At 45.7% G+C, this 17,417-nt stretch carries 6 protein-coding genes; 4 read left to right on the forward strand and 2 right to left on the reverse strand.

All coding sequences use genetic code 11. The features are described 5' to 3' along the window. Window positions 1-283: 283 nt before the first annotated feature. Complete coding sequence (locus QUA50_RS01740; protein WP_333299381.1) at window positions 284-8,416, reverse strand: CHAT domain-containing protein; 8,133 nt, start codon at window positions 8,414-8,416, stop codon at window positions 284-286. A gap of 1,028 nt (window positions 8,417-9,444) precedes the next feature. On the opposite strand from QUA50_RS01740, the gene QUA50_RS01745 reads away from it, so the two are divergent. The 3 genes from QUA50_RS01745 (at window position 9,445) to atpC (ending at window position 12,510) form a co-directional block, all read left to right on the forward strand. Then, window positions 9,445-10,341 carry a PEP-CTERM sorting domain-containing protein gene (locus QUA50_RS01745; protein WP_333260874.1) on the forward strand — a complete coding sequence of 299 codons (897 nt, stop codon included), beginning with the start codon at window positions 9,445-9,447 and terminating at the stop codon, window positions 10,339-10,341. A gap of 119 nt (window positions 10,342-10,460) precedes the next feature. After that, a complete protein-coding gene (atpD, locus tag QUA50_RS01750; protein ID WP_333260871.1) occupies window positions 10,461-11,918 on the forward strand; it encodes a F0F1 ATP synthase subunit beta in 1,458 nt (485 codons plus the stop codon). A 184-nt stretch (window positions 11,919-12,102) separates the two neighbouring features. Then, the gene (atpC, locus tag QUA50_RS01755) at window positions 12,103-12,510 is read left to right on the forward strand and encodes an ATP synthase F1 subunit epsilon (protein WP_333260869.1); all 408 of its coding nucleotides are present in this window, start codon (window positions 12,103-12,105) and stop codon (window positions 12,508-12,510) included. A 250-nt stretch (window positions 12,511-12,760) separates the two neighbouring features. On the opposite strand, the gene QUA50_RS01760 is transcribed toward atpC, so the two are convergent. Then, window positions 12,761-13,060, reverse strand: a complete 300-nt coding sequence (locus QUA50_RS01760; RefSeq protein ID WP_333260866.1) for a DUF7734 family protein — start codon at window positions 13,058-13,060, stop codon at window positions 12,761-12,763. 941 nt (window positions 13,061-14,001) lie between these two features. On the opposite strand from QUA50_RS01760, the gene QUA50_RS01765 reads away from it, so the two are divergent. After that, window positions 14,002-17,397: an ATP-binding protein gene (locus tag QUA50_RS01765; protein WP_333260863.1), complete on the forward strand. Its 3,396-nt coding sequence runs from the start codon at window positions 14,002-14,004 to the stop codon at window positions 17,395-17,397. The last annotated feature ends 20 nt before the right edge of the window (window positions 17,398-17,417 follow it).

Below are 17,417 nucleotides of genomic sequence, written 5' to 3' on the forward strand. Positions count from 1 at the left end.
CATCTGCGGGTTTCTGATGATTGTTGAATCCCTCTGACTGAAATACGGATACAATCCCCACAGGAGTCGCGCTGAGAAAAAAAGTTTGGACGTTAGTTCAAGCCCCCAGATTCATCTGCGGGCTTGTATTTAAAATATAAAATTTAATTAATTGCCCATCATAACTCATCATCAAACCTCTTAATAGTGAGGACTTTAGTCGTAATAAAACTCGCTCAGACTTTAGTCCTCATTACAACCTAGAAGTGTTAATTTTATCCCGCACGAGCTAAAGTATGGCAGCTTACCAAGGGCTTCCGATCATGGTGAAACTACTCCAATAGTAAGGATGAGAAAAATTTTGGTTTGTTTGTTGTAAATTAGCAGGTAAATTTAACTGGCCGCCTGTTGTTACTAGCTGTCCGTTTTCCAGCCGCACTTTACCGGAGATTATTGCTTGTTGAGCCAGTTGCAAAGCTTCTGCCTTAGTTGTGGTTCCTCGCAACTGGTGGTAAAATTCGCTCATCAGCGCCAAGGTGCCTCCATCGTCAACATACCACAAACTCCCTAAAGCAGATTTGGCGCCGGATTTTACTGCTAAACCTCCAAAACCTAACTCTGCTTCCCGATCGCCCATAGCAGTTCTACAAGCACTTAATACTAACAAGTCTACCTGCGGATTGCGCCAATTCAAACTCTCTATGCGATCGAGCCGCAATTTGGAATTCCACATTTGAATGTAGGAATTGCTCGCTTTTCCGGGTTTGAATTCAGCGTGAGTTGCTAGGTGAACGATCCGAAATCCTCCCTTGGCGTGTTCCGACGTGAGATTATCTAAAGTGAAAGCAGAATTGAGGAAAGATGGACTCTGCCACTGAGCCGAAATCGCCTGCAATTCGATCGGCACACTGGGCAAGGGCTGTTGGTCAACAAATTCTGACCTTCCCATTGCTAGGACTGTGGCGTCTCTAACAGCTTTATAATCGGTATTAGTCGAACTAAAACTCGGAATTAGGCTGAAACTGTATTTTTCAATCAAGAAGCCTTTACCGTCGTGCAAAGCGGCAAAGGGCAGGCTCCGCAATCCCGGATCGACTGACAGTAATAAAGTTTGAATTCCTAAGTTTTGTAAGTCTTTTTCTAGGGGTGCGATCGCCCATTTATATAGTTGCTGGGCGGCGGCTAGATAAGTGGTAGTAGTGCGTTTTGCGGGATTGGTAATTTCAGCGCGAAACTCCTGGACGGTGGGGAAAAGAGATGCTCTGTTGGCTTCGGGGACGCTGTAGTGAATCGGCCACCCGGCAGGAGGAACTAAAATTATTTCCAGTCGATCTTCTCGCGAGACCATGTAGATAATACCAGACCGCTTGCCGGTTTGCTGTTCGATATTTTGTAAAGTTTGTTGGGATGTCGAAATCAAGGTTTTTTCCTCTAGGAGGTTGGCTTCTACCCCCAGGTATTCTGCAAATTCTTGATTCCTCATTTCTTCGATTCCCCAGACTGTTTTCTGTATGTCGTTACCTTCAAAAAGTCGATCGGGAGACGGAACATATCCCAGAACTAAATTAGAAGTAGGGTTAACTGTTGGTGCTTGTTGGGATGCGAGTGAAGAGACTACGATGCCAGCGGGTAATTGACTGGTGATACTTCGATCGATGGTTAAAACTCGACGATTGGCAGCAGCAACACCCGGATTTTCTAGCGATCGACTTTCGGGGCGTTTAAAGTCTTGTTCATCGGAGGTTGACGGTTTGGGTGTGGGTGTATCGGCGGCAGTGGGCGATTTTGGCGCTGTCACAGGTGCGGGCACTTGTATTTCCGTAGGATCGATTCGAGTGGGAGTGACACTCGGAGTGGGAGTTAGGGTGACACTTGGAGTGGGAGTTGGAGTGACAACGGCAGTCGGAGTTGGAGTTATTAGCGGAGTTGGAGTGACAACGGCAGTCGGAGTTGGAGTTACTACCGGAGTTGGAGTGACAACGGCAGTCGGAGTTGGAGTTACTACCGGAGTTGGAGTGACAACGGCAGTCGGAGTTGGAGTTACTACCGGAGTGGGAGTGACAACGGCAGTCGGAGTTGGAGTTATTAGCGGAGTCGGAGTGACAACGGCAGTCGGAGTTGGAGTTATTAGCGGAGTCGGAGTTGGAGTGACTACCGGAGTGGGAGTGACACTTGGAGTCGGAGTTGGAGTGACTACCGGAGTTGGAGTGACAACTGGAGTCGGAGTGGGAGTGACACTCGGAGTGGGAGTCGGAGTTTCTACCGGAGTGGGAGTTTCACTCGGAGTCGGAGTCGGAGTTTCTACCGGAGTTGGAGTTTCACTCGGAGTCGGAGTCGGAGTTTCTACCGGAGTGGGAGTTTCACTCGGAGTCGGAGTCGGAGTTTCTACCGGAGTGGGAGTTGGTGTTGGCGGCGGGTCGATCGCGTCGTCAGTCGAAAATACAATATTACCAACACTACTAGAACGCGGAAACGACTGCGATGTAATGGTAGATTGTCCCGTGGTAATTGCACCCGCCGTACCGTTGCTAGCAGCATCCCCCACCACAAACGGTTGAATCGGCGTCCCTCTATCTCCCCCAGCGTGTGTAATTGCGATATTTCCGCTACCTGTGCCGCCAGCAGTAGAAATGCTAGCAACTCCCGTCGGCGAAAGTGGGGTGGAAAAAGTACCCGTAGCGCGGAAAAAACTGCCTGTTATTGCTGTGACATCGCCACCGGTGCCGCCTGTACCGCCTTGGGCATTGATAAACTCTACTTGAATATCGCCGATCGGATCTAAGAACACATTGCCGGCATTTCCGACTATACCGCTAGAGTTAATTTGTCCGGTTGTAATTGAAGTTATCGCCTTAACAGTTATGTTGCCGCCACTGTTTGCCGATGTATTCAAATTGCCTGCGGTGAAATTGTTACCGGTTGTAAATAGAATTTCTCCGCCATTAGCAGTAATATTTTTAACGGTTAGATCACCCTTGGCAGTAATATCGACTTTGGCGGCGGTGACATCTCCCAATAAGTTGACTTTTTCTGTGTTTAGTGCTGTCAATTGTTGCGCGTTAATTGTCGAGTTGGCTGTCACATTGCCAGCATTTTCGATCGCAAGATTGCCTAATTTGCTGGTGGCACCCACCGCACCGTTAAAAGTGATGCTGCCGCTACCGGAGGCTAGAGTTAAGTTGCGGGCATTAATGCTGTCACTGTCGATCGCACCCAAAGCAATATTTCCCCCTGCCGTACTAAATACCGCATCCTTTGTCAAAACCACAGCATTGCTAATATTAAGGTTGCCGTTATTAGTGGTAATATTCCCGTCTAATTTAGTATTTAAGCCCGTAATATTAAAACCAGAATTGCTGTTAACGTTTCCAATAACTTCTGAATTTGAGGCAGTAACATTCAACACAGATAAGGGCGTTGTTACTCCAATATTTCCTTGTGCCAGCACATTGCCTGTAGCGGCATCTAAGTTCAACAAATGATTGCCGTCTATCGCACCTGTTATCTTAATATCTCCGCCGCTGGTAGTGAGATTAATATCGTTGCCGAGTGTGACAGTGCCGTTGAGATCGATCGGATTTTTAGTGGTATTGATGCCAGAATTCAAATTAATTGTAGCAGCCTTGAGAGCAACACTGCTGTTGTCATTTCCGGTAAGAGTGCCATCAAGTGCGATCGCACCCGTTCCCGTTTGAATATTTACTGGATCTAAAAATGTGAGATTATTGGAAATACTAACATTTGCACTGCTATCCGATCGCCCGATCGCGATCGAGCTAAATCCATTTTGAATCAAATTAATTTCCGATGCAGTCAAATCTAAAGCGCTAGTATTGTTATCACTTCCGCCAACAACAATATTTTGTTCGGCTGTTGCGGGTTGCAGCATCAGCGCGCCCGTACCAGAAACATTCCCAGAAAAATCAATTTCACCTGCAGTTAAATTCAGCGGGTTACTACCTGCAGATAAAGTAGAACCGAAAGCAATAGTTGCATCTCCCAGTGTAAAATTCACAGGAGCTTTTAATGTCACAGGGTCGCTAAAACTAATGTTATCATTAGTTGTGGTGATATTTCCGCTAACCGCAACATTTCCACCGCCATTTTGAATAAATTCACCGTCCAAATTCAGGTTTTTCTCAATATTGAGATTCACCTTATTGGTAATTGTGAGCGTGCCGTCGTTGGTGGTTGTTACAGTTCCTTTGAGATTAACATTGTCCGCAGCAATACCGAGATTTCCAGGTGCGTCAACTGTATTATTGAAAGTAATGTCGCTGCCTGCGAGAATCGGATTATTGGCAACCGTCACAGCATCTGCATAAGTTTGAGTGCCGGTTGTAGTGACATTCCCGCCTAAAGATATTTTGCTGTTGGCAGTTAAACTTGTGAGAGGAGTTGTTTCGCCGATCGCACTTTTGAAGGTAAGATTACCGCTAGCGGCTTTCACAGTTAAATCGCTGCTACCGTCAACAGTATTATTGAAAGTAATGCTGTCACCTAAAAGAATCGGATTGTTGGCAATTGTAACTGCATCTGCATAAGTTTGAGCGCCAGTTGTACTCACATTTCCCTTGACTTGAGTTGTGCCGCCAGAATCTGCAGTCAAACTCGCAGCATTGACTGTTTGATTAAATGCGGTTGTTCCTGTAGAGTTAGCTGTTAAATTGCCGATCGCACTTGCAGCACCAACTGCACCATTGAATGTAACATTACCGCTAACCGCATTCGCCGTCAAATCGCTGGTACCATCAACAGTATTATTGAAAGTAATGCTGTTACCTAAAAGAATCGGATTGTTGGCAATTGTAACTGCATCTCCATAAGTTTGACTGCCAGTTGTAGTAACATTTCCCTTGACTTGAGTTGTACCGCCAGCATTGGTGGTGAAACTGGTAGCCTTGACAGCATTAAATGTAGTGAAACCAGCACTGTTGACGGTGACATTTCCTAACGATCCAGTACCGGGCAATCCATTAGCATCAATGCTATTTATCCTGACTTCATTGGGAGTGGCGATCGCGATATCTCCGGCCGCACCGGAAGTAGAGCTAGAATTAATTACTCCTGAAACTGCAACAACGTCGCCTGTTTTGCCTGTGAGGGTGATTTTTCCGCCATTGCCAGCAGTGGAACTAGAGTTAAGATTACTAGCAGTAATATTGTTAGCACTGAGTGCGATCGGGCCACCATTTCCGGTAGTGGATTTTGTATCAATTGCCCCTGCTGTCGTATCAATATTGCCATTAGTGCTGGTAAGGGCGATCGCCCCTCCGGGATTTCTCATACTACCAACTGTAATATTGCCTGTAGTTTCAATCGAAAAATCGATCGGACTCTTAACATCGAAAGAATTGATTGTTTTCAGGGAACGTAAAGGCAATGTCTCCCCCATTTGCACGTTGACATTAATAACGCCTGTTCCCGTAGTCAAAACTAGGTTGCCATCGCCGTCAACCGTTCCCCCAAAATTAATGTCACCTGCATTATTTAACCCAGTATCGAGAGTGACATTAGAACCCGTACCGAGAGAGACTTTGCCACCAAAGTCAATCTTCTGTTCGTTGGTGAGAATATTTGCGTTTAAGTTAGTCGTTGGAGCATTAAAAGTAATTGAAGCGTTGTTTGCACCTGTAATGTTTCCATCGACTGCAATTGCGCCAGCTTGCATTGTGACGGGGAAATTAAAAGTAACACCAGCAGGATCAATTGCGATATTCCCCGTCCCATCCGTGCGCCCGATAATCATTTGGGAAAACCCATTTAAAACCGGAGGCGCGAGTTCAGCACTGCTGAGATTCAAACGATCGTCCGCAGTATTACCGCCCACAGTAATATCTAAACTGGGAGTAAGCGGCTGCAACTGGATAATCCCAGTACCTTTAATTTGAGTTATTGATGACAATGAAATTTCATCGCCCGTCAAAGTGACATTGCCGCCTAAAGTCGCCTCAATCGCACCTTGGGCGAGTGTAATGGAATTATTGGAGTTGTTAGCCTTTCCCGTGAGACTAATATTACCCGTTCCCGTAGCTTGTACCGTGGTCGGTATCTCGTCAGCCAAAATCAGGGGCGTGTTAATCCCGTAGCTGTTAAATCCAGTCCCTACACTCGTACCGGTTAAAACAATATCTCCATCCTCCGATGTTACCGTGCCTCTGCGGAGCCTGATCCCGGAATTACCGCTCCCGATTGTACTGGTGGTGCCTGCACTGCTCGTCCCCGTCAACGTCACCTTTCCCAAGCCTGCGGTTTGGATTTTAGCATCATTTAATATCTCTATACCGTGGTTGGAAGACCCAGTTCCACCACCTGTACCCGTCAGACTAACATTTCCAGAGAGCGCTTTCACTGTACCGTTCTCAACGAATATCCCTCGATTGTCACGAGTCCCATTACCGCCAACACCGATGAGAGTCACAGTCCCGGTGCCAGTGGACTCCACTGTAGCCTTGTTGAGATTAACGCCTGTATTTTCGATTCCTGTCCCCGCACCTGTTCCAGTCAGGCTGACACTTCCCCCAGCCCGTACTGTGCTGCCGTCAATAGATATCCCTTGATTACCATCTGTCCCGTTGCCGCCAGTACCGTTGAAAGTAATATTGCCGCTGCCAGTAGTTTGTAATGTGGTAGCACCCGAAATAGAAATACCGACATTGTTTCCCCCTGTCGATTTTCTTCCCGTACCATTGAGGTCAATTTTTCCACTTCCGGCATTAATTTTGCTGTTCTGGACATTGATTCCCCGCACGGCCCCAAGAGTCCCCTGACCATTACCCAGGAAATTACCACCATTAGTATCCATCGTGGAACCTACGATACTGAGAGCACCACCGTTTAGATTATCGCTATCAGCATTCAGAGTAATAGTGCCTCCCTGAGTGGTGATAGCGGTATTATTAATATTAATATTATTATTCGCTTTCAGAGTCAGCGAATTATTATTAGTCCAAGCAATCGGTGCGTCAACGTTAATATTGCCTTCCTCCGTATTACCTGACGCCGTAGAAATAGTAACATTTCCAAAATTTAGCTGTGCTTGCAGCCTCCCATTATTAATCACAGAAGGAGGGCCGGAGTCAACAAATGTTGGCCCCGCAGGAACATTATTCGGACCTTCGACAATAGTAATATCAGTAGGATCTAACAATAAGGTACCAGCGATGCCAAAGGTCGATCGCAAATCAACTAATCCTTGAAAATCCAGCGATTGCTTTCCCGAAACTTCCACAAAGCCGCCATTCCCAGAAAACAAGCCACCTCTGGCCGTAATATTGCCATTAAAGCGAGTAGTTTCATCCGCCCAAACTATAACTCGCCCGCCATTCCCATTACTAACAGCATCAGCATTAATCGTCGAGTCGCTACTCACATAAGTTCTTAGAGCATTGGGCACCGTCCCCAAACCCTGATAATCTCCGCCAATCAGTACAGTACCGCCGCCGTTAATCCCAGAAGCATCGATATTGCCCGCAATAACACCTACTCGATCGCCTAAAATAGTTACACTACCGCCCGTGTTGCCAGAGACATTGAGAGTGCCGGATGCGATCGCAGTTCCCGCAGTTACCGGCACAGCAGCATTCCCCGTCAATACAACTTCCCCATTAGGATTTACCGTCAAACCCGTCGCCTGTCCCACACCTTGTCCAGTCAGCAACTCCGGCAAAGATAATACTGGCTGCGTCCAATTGTTCGGCAGCGAACTGTGATTTGCTGTCGGCCCAATTTCCAAGCTCAATAAATTTCCAGCTTGACTAATTCGCACCAAATTGTTACCCGGTACGGCGCTGATGATAATATTGCCACTAGGCGCATTTACCTGACCCGTATTGACAACCGTAGCGCCGATCAAACTTAAACTTTGACCTGGTGTCACCGTCAGATTGCCTGCATTAATTATGCTTCCCCCTGGCAAATTTGTAAACGCAAAACTGTTCGGAGCCCCGATTAATTTTGCCCAATTGTTATTGCCGATCGCACTAAACCACTGATTGTTCCCAAAACCTATCCCTGTCGCCGTAGTAGCATTAAAAGATCCGGGCACGTTGAGAGTGGCATTCGGCCCGAAAATCATGCCAGCAGGATTCATCAAAAATAAATTGGAATTCCCGCCCGTAACTTGAATTAAGCCATTTATTAAAGAAGGATTACCCCCAGTAATCCTTCCCAAAATATTTTGAATGTTGGGATTGGTCAAAAAGTTAGCCGTTTGAGCCTCGCTGAGGCCAAACTGAGTAAAACTGTGAAAAAGATTAGCCCCATCTCCGCTGAATGCCCCCCCGGAAATATCGTAGCGGTTGCCGTTGGGAGTAACAACTGTGTTAGTGCCGTCGGCTGCCGGGGCGATGGGTTGCGCCTTGGCCGAACCCGCAGCAGCACTCAGCCAGCTAACAATGAATAACCATCCGATCAAATGTAGTTTGTTGGGTGTCATTGTGTTTAAAGATGGTGCTTAAAGTGCGATCGTATTTATTTCTCCTATTTTTACTCCTAAAATTTTCTCATGTCAATAGGAGCATCCTATTTTGGGCTATCGAATAATTAGGACTAAAAAAGGAAATGTATGTTTTCAATTAGGCATGAGAATTAAATAACTTCCACAAGTTTGTGGGATGGGCGTCCCGCCCGTCCACTCATGACGGGCGGGACGCCCATCCCACCACAACAATTAAAATTGTAAGTTATTTAATTCGCGAGCATTAGTATGATTTACATATTTTTTTTACTAGGAATCATGCGAGGTAAATCAAACTTGGTTTCTTTTTTTGACTTTCACTGCTTCCTTATCACAATTACCTTAAACAACCGGGTTAATTCCTTCGGGACTGTGGCGGAAAATATGGCACATAACGCGAAATTTAGGGATTTAAAAAACTCGGAAATTTAGTCAAACTTACGTAACTAACGATCGCCTGTTATACATCTTCCTTAAAGTAGCAAAAAATTTGCTCAACTCCCTACTCGCCGGCGCTCTCGCTTCTTTCTGCATCGGGCAAGCAGCTTGTAGCCCGCTTTCAGGAGCAACTAACCGAACAGCCGACTTTCTCTCAAAAACTTTATATTTTATGGAGGGACTTTACCAAAACTTCATAAATATCGAGTAAAATTTTTATGTATTTTTGATGAAAGCCCATAGAGGCAAGTCTTGCACTCAACTTTAGACAGTTACCGAAACCAAGTAAATGTAGTAGCTTGGAAGTCTAGGCAGGATGAAAATCTTGCTGTTACAGATTAAACTGTGCCAATCTAGTGTCGGTGAAAACTCTTAGAAGAAGCACTCATTTACTCCAAAACACCCTTAAGTGAGATATGTATGTATATTCACTGGTGTGGAGCCTCTTCTTCAGGTTTGACGATCGTCCTAAATATCGCAGGCTCGCGATCGTCTATTCGCCTCACAGCAACATGGAATTTAGGGCATTTTGGGCCTAACTACCTAACAATACAGGAGGAATCAGGGTTATGACTACCTTAACGCTAGTCAAAAAAACATCTTTTACAGTCGCCACCTTGGCAACCACAATGTTGCTCGGCATCTGCCTGCCCGTCCGAGCTTTCATGTTTGGCACTGGCGGCATCCAGTTCGATCGAGATACCAGTATAAACTTTACCTTCGACCGCTCTGGCAGCCCTTACCAGTCCAGCTTGTGGGTAGCAGCTTTGGCTGCTGAGCCAGAAAACAATGGCTACACAAACATCGCCAGACTGTTCTACGAGACTAAACCCTCAGATAACGGCTCTGCCAACAACTGGGAAGGAACCTTCGGGAACGCAGTCACCTCCGAAAACGGCTCCATCACCCAAAACTTCAGATTTTTGAAGGATCAAATTTATGCGCTGCTGCTGTGGAGCGACACGGGTAGCGGCAGACCTTTCGAGCAATACGTCTCGTCGAGCACCTTCATGAACAGCTCCCAATGGCGGGCCGCTGGCACCCAATTCCGAAGAGATGAATGTCTGGTGGCGGGATGTCAGCTTGCTGTGTTTGGTAAATTTAGCCTCGACCCCAACTCTAGCGGCTCCTTTGCAAACATCAACGGCGGTAAAGGCCCAGAGCAATTTTCATCTCTCACAATGGCCGAACTGGCTAATGGCACAAAAATCTCCTTCGACGCTGCCGAACCCGGAACCAAGCTAGACTTCAACGAATTCACCGTGTCCGCTGAGTTAGCCCCCCAACCAGTCCCCCAACCAGTCCCCCAACCAGTCCCCCAACCAGTCCCCCAACCAGTCCCCCAACCAGTCCCAGAACCAGTCCCAGAACCAGTCACAGTATTCGGGACTATCCTGGGGATCGGGGCTTTGGCTGCGGCTCGCAGGAAAAAAAGCGAGGGCAGCAACCATAAAAATGACTCTTAACCAGACCCATACAAATCTAAATAGTGCGTCTGTTCAGTGGTAATCTGAGGAATAGCATTTCTAAATGTTAAGACTTTTTCCATAACGGGAAAAATAGCATCCTAACAAAGGCACTATTCATGGTATCCACCGCAGAAAAAACGAACGTAGGCTACATCACCCAAATCATTGGGCCGGTTGTAGACGTAAAATTCCCAGGCGGCAAACTGCCCCAAATCTATAACGCTCTCACGATTTCCGGCAAAAACGAAGCAGGTCAAGACGTTGCCGTTACCTGCGAAGTTCAACAACTGCTCGGAGACAGCCAAGTGCGTGCAGTTTCCATGAGTACCACCGACGGCTTGGTGCGTGGCATGGAAGTAGTAGATACCGGGGAAGCAATCCAAGTTCCCGTCGGCATTCCAACTCTAGGCCGCATTTTTAACGTCATCGGCCAACCCGTAGACAACCTCGGCCCGGTCAATACTTCCGAAAGTATGCCCATCCACCGCAACCCGCCGACTTTCACCGAACTGGAAACCAAGCCTTCGGTGTTTGAAACTGGGATCAAGGTGATCGACCTGCTGGCCCCCTACCGTCGCGGCGGCAAAATCGGTTTGTTCGGCGGCGCAGGCGTCGGCAAAACCGTGATTATGATGGAACTCGTGAACAACATCGCCAAGGCTCACGGCGGCGTGTCCGTGTTTGGTGGTGTGGGCGAGCGCACCCGCGAAGGTAATGACCTCTACAAAGAAATGATCGAGTCGGGGGTTATTGACGAGGAAGACCGCAGCAAGTCGAAAATTGCTCTGGTTTACGGTCAAATGAACGAGCCGCCTGGTGCTCGGATGCGCGTGGGTCTGTCGGCTCTGGCGATGGCCGAATACTTCCGCGATGTCAGCAAGCAAGACGTGCTGCTGTTCATTGACAATATCTTCCGGTTTGTGCAAGCGGGCTCTGAGGTATCGGCTCTGTTGGGTCGGATGCCTTCGGCTGTGGGATATCAGCCGACTCTCGGTACAGACATGGGCGACTTGCAAGAACGGATTACTTCGACTACCGAAGGTTCGATTACTTCGGTTCAAGCTGTGTACGTACCTGCGGATGACTTGACTGACCCCGCACCGGCTACGACTTTTGCTCACTTGGACGCTACAACTGTGTTGTCTCGCGGTTTGGCTGCGAAGGGGATTTATCCGGCTGTTGACCCGCTGGATTCTACGTCTACGATGTTGCAAGTTAGCGTTGTCGGCGAAGAGCACTATGGTGTTGCTCGTCAGGTGCAGTCAACTCTGCAACGCTATAAGGAATTGCAAGACATTATTGCGATTTTGGGCTTGGATGAGCTGTCGGAAGATGACCGCTTGACGGTTTCTCGCGCTCGCAAAATTGAACGGTTCTTGTCTCAACCGTTCTTTGTGGCTGAAGTGTTCACCGGTTCCCCCGGCAAGTACGTCAAGCTGGCAGATACCATTAAGGGTTTCCAGATGATTTTGGCTGGCGAACTTGATGAATTACCGGAACAAGCTTTCTATTTGGTGGGCGATATCAACGAGGCGATCGCCAAAGCTGAAAAAATGAAAGCTGACGCCAAGTAATTTTAGTCATTAGTCATTAGTCATTGGTCATTGGTCATTAGTCATTGGTCATTAGTTGTTAACAGTTAAAAATTAACAGTTAACAACTAAGTGACTGATGATAGCCGACGGCTGACTAATGACTAATTACTAATGACTGCTGACTGCTGACTGCTGACTAATGACTAATGACTAAGGACAATTTATGACATTAACTGTGCGCGTAGTGGCCCCAGACAAAACTGTTTGGGATTCTAATGCTGAAGAAGTAATTCTGCCGAGCACCACAGGCCAACTGGGTATCTTGAGCGGTCACGCTCCAATGTTGACAGCTTTGGATACTGGAGTGATGCGCGTCCGTCCCGGCAAGGAATGGGTGTCTATTGCTCTCATGGGCGGCTTTGCAGAAATCCAAGAAAACAAAGTTACTATTCTTGTCAACGGCGCCCAAAAAGGCGAAACCATTGATAAAGAAGCTGCTCGTACTGCTTACACCGAAGCAGAAGCTCGTTTGCAAAAGGCTACTACCGGCACTTTGCAAGAGCAAATTCAAGCTAAGCAAGCAATCAAACGCGCGAGAGCTCTTTTCCAAGCTGCCGGCGGCACGCTCTAGCTCTCGCGGGTAGGGACACAGCATTGTTAATTGGTGTCAAGTTAAGACTGAAAACCTTATGTATCTCTCGTTTATGCCCGAGTCTAGATCCCCCCTAACCCCCTTTAACAAGGGGGGGACAGGAAGCACTCTTTCGTCCCCCTTCTTAAGGGGGATTTAGGGGGATCTAGACTCGGCTACAACCCTGATTTAGAGATGGTTTCAGGCTTAAGTTGACAGTAATGAACAATGTTGTGTCCTTAATATCTTGCTAAACTCCTACCTCGGAGAGTAGCGATTGCATTGTTTCCCAAGATAACCCCTGCTGAAGATAGCGGGGGTTATTTGGATTGTAGGGGCTCTCCACGCGATCGACACTGACAATTTTTGCTTCCTCCGGCAAAACTGGAACCTCTGGATCGCTCGCGGTCGATCGCGTCAGGGAGCTAGAAAAGCCTTTAAAAATAGCAATTTCATCGAATTCGCCGTCTATTTCGGCCTTGACGATTAAAACTTCGTGCGATCGTTTTACCGTGTATTGTTCCAAGCGACGAGCGATAGAGTCAGCCATAGCAAATCTCACTTTCCTGAAATCTGCTATAATATAGCTTAATTTTGTGGCTAATTTCAGGGGCAGCGAGCCAATATTTTATCCTTAATTAAACCTTTTTTAACAGCCGGAAGTAAGCGCACATAATATAAATTGTCTCAAAAAGGTTGCAAATTTTCCGTCTGCAAAACCTACTTGTTCAATATTTTACAGCATATTTAATGTAGATTTAGATTGCGATCGACCAGGTTTAGAGCAACAGAATCAGTTTCAATCCTAGAACTGTAAATAAACCCCGTGAGAGCGCGGTATAATTCATAAACCTGGAATATTCTGTATGATGCAGAAACAGAACCAAGCATTCAACTAAAACAGGCAAATGCTGCTTAATTTCAAAAATATTTGGAGCTTTATTTCGAGAAAATTTTTACTTAGACGCAAAAAATATTCAATAAGATTTGCGAAAGAAAGCCTCAAGATAAGTTAGGATCGCGAATTAAATAACTTACAATTTTAATTGTTATTGTGGGATGGGCGTCCCGCCCGTCCTTAAAAGACGGGCAGGACGCCCATCCCACTTTCTAGAGTGGAAGTTATTTAATTCTCATTCCTTAGCAGCAATTTACTCTCAGCGCTCTCTAAAGAATGGAATGTCTGGAGTGCCACAAGGAGAGTCGGGGATAGAAGCTTTGGATCAAAAGTAGTGATACAGATATATTGTATGCGAACATCGGTATGGACAGGGAAATGCCTTGTCCGGCGCGGGGACGATCGCACGGAAATGCCGTGTCTCTACGGTTCGCTTTGACTTTTAATAATTTGGTATAAGATGAAAGATTGTAGAACCGATATCGCGTCTTCCTTGTGTAAGTTGTGTTTAAGTACAAAATGGTTTATAATACTTACCAGCGGTAAGAACTAGCTCCAAGTATTAACTGGGTTTTTCAACCTAAACTAATGTTATGTCCACTCTTTCTCTCAAGCACTTAGTGGCAAAACTTTCAAAAAAAGCAACGCTGCAAACTGTACTCATAGTTCCCTTTGTCTTGCAAGTATTTGCAGCGGTGGGTATTGTGGGATATTTATCATTTAGGAACTCTCAAAGAGCAGTGAATGACCTTGCGGCTCAATTGATGGGAGAGGTAAGTAATCGCATTGAGCAAAATTTGAGAACTTATCTGCAAACTCCGCACCAAATCAATCAAAGCAAGCTGGATGCGGTGAAACTGGGTTTTGTAAACATGAAAGACTTGTCAGCTTGGGAAAAGTATCTGTGGCGACAAGTGCAATTATATCCTTATATCAATTTTACGTCGATCGCTAATCAAGATGGAGAATATCGCACTGGCGAAAAGATGTCTAATGGCACTTTATTGATTAACGCATCGGGGCCTTCTACAAATTTTAATTTTTATTCTTACAATACTAATGATACGGGCGATCGCACGACAGTAGCCGCCTCCGTTAAAAAATTCGACATCCGACAGCACCCTTCCTACGCCTATGCGGCTCTAGAAGCCAAACCAACTTGGAGTTCAGTTTATATATCCTTCCTAGAACCCACCTTACTCCTCAGCGCGCTGCAACCAGTTTACAACAGCCAGAAACAGCTAGAAGGAGTATTAATTGCTGCTTTGCGTCTCGACAGTATCGGTCAATTTTTAAACAGCCTCAAAATAGGTAAATCTGGTCAAACTTTTATTATCGAAAGAAACGGCACGCTGCTGGCAACTTCCACAGCCGAAAAACCTTTCCGCACCCAAAACGGTCAAAAAGAACTGTTTAAAGTTACAGAAAGCAGCGACGCAGTAACGCAAACTACAGCTAAATATTTAGAAAGTCACTTTCAAAACTTGCACCAAATTACAAAATCGCAGCAAATAAATGTTGAAATCAACGGCCAGCAGAAATTTTTAAAAGTCCTGCCATTTCAAGACGACAAGGGTTTAGATTTGCTGATTGTCGTTGTCGTTCCCGAAGCCGACTTTATGGAACAAATTCATGCGGGCAACCGAACTACAGTGTTGCTATGTCTGGCAGCTTTGGGCATGGCAAGTGTGTTAGGAATTCTCACTTCTCGCTGGATTATCAAACCTCTTATAAAATTAAAAAATGCAGCAATAGCTTTATCTGAAGGACAATTTGACCAAACTGTCAAGCTCGATCGCTCCGACGAATTGGGCGTACTTGCCGCTGCTTTTAACAGCATGGCACAACAACTGCAAGCATCTTTTACTGCCTTAGAAACTAAAAATACCGAATTGCAGCGACTCGACAAACTGAAAGACGAATTTTTAGCCAATACTTCCCACGAACTCCGCACTCCGCTCAACGGCATTATTGGTATTGCAGAATCTTTAATAGACGGTGCTACCGGACAACTGCCAGAACCAACAAATTTTAACTTAGCTTTAATTTCATCATCGGGCAAAAGATTGTCTTCTTTAATTAACGATCTTCTGGACTTTTCTCAGCTAAAACACAAAACGATAGAACTGCAAATTAAGTCAGTCGGTATTCGAGAAATAGTCTCTGTAATTCTCACTTTGTCTCAGCCATTAGTAGGCAAAAAAAACTTGCAGTTGATTAACTCAGTCGCTCCTGAATTGCCGCCAATAGCAGCAGACGAGAATCGCTTGCAGCAAATACTTTACAACTTAATAGGCAATGCAATTAAATTTACCGAAAGCGGCAGAGTTGAAATTTCAGCAGAATTGGTAACGGGCAACGCACAATCACTGCCTAATTCCCAATTAGCGATTAGTGTATCTGACACCGGTATTGGCATCCCCGAAGATAAATTAGAACGAATTTTTGAATCCTTTGAACAAGCTGACGGTTCCACTGCTAGAGAATATGGCGGCACGGGTTTAGGGTTAACTGTTGCCAAGCAATTAGTGGAATTGCACGGAGGTAAAATTTCGGTATCTTCAACTGTAGGCGTCGGTTCCCAGTTCACCTTTACTTTGCCCGTATCTGAGAGTCAACCGGAATTTAGCAGCATACAGCCGCGTTTAACCGAGGGTTCTCCCATTTTTATCACTCCTGAACTAGCCCGCCAATCCTCTATAATAAATTCTCAGGTATCAGACAATAGCGAGTCGCTAGAAAGTGAAAAATTAAAAATTTTGGTAGTTGATGATGAGCCGATTAATATTCATGTCATCATCAACAGTCTTTCTCTAGCCAACTACGAAATTACTCAAGCGAGCAACGGCTTAGAAGCTTTAAATCTGATTGAATCAGGATTTAAGCCGGACTTAATTTTACTCGATGTAATGATGCCGCAGATGACGGGTTATGAAGTATGTCGAGAAGTCCGCAAAAAATACTCGCCTTTAGAAATGCCGATTCTGATGCTGACGGCAAAAAATCTAACTACTGACTTGGTAGAAGCTTTTAACTTAGAAGCCAATGATTATGTAACTAAACCTTTTATAAAAAAGGAATTGTTGGCGAGAATTAATACGCAAATTCGCCTAGCAAAACTGAATGCAGCCTACGGCAGGTTTGTGCCGCACGATTTTCTAAACTTGCTGGAAAAGCCGAGTATTATTGAAGTAAAATTAGGCGAACATCAGGAAAGAGATATGACAGTGCTGTTTGCTGATATTCGCTCGTTTACTGCGCTTTCCGAAAATATGACACCGGATGAAAATTTTACATTTATTAATACTTACTTGGGAAGGGTTAGCCCTGCAATTAGGAAAAATAACGGGTTTATTGACAAATACATTGGGGATGCAGTCATGGCACTGTTTCCTACATCCCCTGAAGATGGTGTGCGAGCAGCAATTGATATGCAGAAAGAAGTAAATCTCTATAACCAGCAGCGAGAAAAAAATGGCTTGTTTCCGATCGCGATCGGCGTCGGTTTGCACGCGGGCAATTTGATGTTGGGTACCATCGGCGAACGAGAACGGATGGAAAGTACGGTGATTGCTGATGCGGTGAATCTCGCGTCTCGTTTGGAAGGATTGACTAAGGTTTACGGCGCGGGCATTCTAGTTAGCGGTGCAATTATCGATCGCCTAGACGATCCAGAAAAATATAAGTACAGATTTGTCGATCGAGTAACGGTGAAAGGAAAGACAAATGCTGTGTCGGTGTTTGAAATTTACGATACAGAAACAGAGGAAAGCATTGTACTCAAGCAGCAAACTGCGGAGATTTTTCAAGAAGCTCTAAATTTTTACTACGCTCAAAAATTTGTTGCCGCCCAAAAAGTATTTCAAAACATTTTACAAATTAATCCAGACGATCGCGTAGCCATGCTGTATTTCAAACGCTCTCGCAAGTATCGAATGTACGGAGCCCCGGAGGGGTGGTGTGGGGTGGAAACTTCGACGGAAAAATAGGGCGCACACTGCACGCCCTA

The sequence above is a fragment of the Microcoleus sp. M2_D5 genome, from assembly GCF_036701935.1.
Lineage (GTDB): Bacteria > Cyanobacteriota > Cyanobacteriia > Cyanobacteriales > Microcoleaceae > Microcoleus.